3 protein-coding genes are annotated in these 1064 nt (G+C 39.9%); all 3 read left to right on the forward strand.

Translation table 11 applies throughout. The annotated features are described in order from the left end of the window. The coding region (locus N1032_RS23675) for a YadA C-terminal domain-containing protein (protein WP_259542826.1) at nt 1–307 on the forward strand (307 nt) is incomplete at its 5' end. A 140-nt stretch (nt 308–447) separates the two neighbouring features. Continuing rightward, on the forward strand, nt 448–807 hold the full coding sequence (locus N1032_RS23680) for a hypothetical protein (RefSeq protein ID WP_259542827.1): 360 nt from the start codon (nt 448–450) through the stop codon (nt 805–807). Between the two features lie 72 nt (nt 808–879). Next, nucleotides 880–1064 (forward strand): hypothetical protein (locus N1032_RS23685; RefSeq protein WP_259542828.1); only part of this gene is annotated, 185 nt, incomplete at its 3' end.

Raw genomic sequence — 1064 nt, forward strand, 5'->3', positions numbered from 1 at the left:
AACACGTATCAGCGCTCTGGAAAATCGTTCTAATGCAAACTTTGCTAACATCGACAAACGTATTAATGAGGTGAGTAAAAAGGCTAATGCAGGTACTTCTACGGCTCTTGCTGCTGCTGGTATCCCACAGGTAATGGAAAGCCAGAAGTTCTCCATTGGTGCTGCTACAGGTGGTTATGAGGGTGAACAGGCTATTGCTGTCGGCTTCTCTGCCCGTGTTAGTACAAACGTAGTAATTAAAGCATCAATTGCAACTGATTCACAGCAAGGATTTGGTTATAATGTTGGTGCTGCTATTGGTTGGTAATTAAAAAACTTACATCGAGGTGAATAGATGAAAAAATTAATTATTGCTGTATTTTTTATGGGCGTTGCTACTGGTGTTATTACTGCTGAACATATCCATGGTGGAACTGGTAGTCACCATGCTGGTGGAGATTGCTACTAATGAAAAAGATTCTTCTGCCTATACTGATGCTGTCTGCTTGTGCTTCTCAGCCATCCTACGCTATTAGCCATGCGTATCGTGCTAAACTAGAACGCTCTGGATGTACTCAAGTTACTGAAGCAAACAAAACTTGTGATGTGAACAAAACTAAAGTGCAGAATGCTCAATCTGCTAATAGTTCACATAAATCAATCTCTAAGTTTGCTGAATCTCTGATTGGAGATAGTATCAGTCATGTCGCTGATACATTGATTGCTGATGGCTGGAAAGCTAATGAAGGGGAATGGCACAAAGGTAAAAATACCTTACGCCTAATCGTTGAGAATAACCAAGTGGTTAATGCTCAAATCGTTAATTAATTATTAAAAAAGGAAATAACTATTACTATTTTAACTAACTCTATAGTGGCATACAACAATGCCACTGTTTCTATGACCAGTCGTGATATTTCTGCACTGGTTGGATCACGACACGATAACGTGAAAGTATCCATTGATCGCCTGATTGAACGTGGCGTAATCTCGAATACTGCATTGCAGGTTTTCGAAGAAATCAATAACTTAGGTCTTCCTGTCCGACGAGAACAATATGTGTTTTCAGGGGAACAAGGTAAGCG

The organism is Herbiconiux daphne (assembly GCF_024979295.1).
In the GTDB taxonomy this organism is placed as follows: domain Bacteria; phylum Actinomycetota; class Actinomycetes; order Actinomycetales; family Microbacteriaceae; genus Herbiconiux; species Herbiconiux daphnes.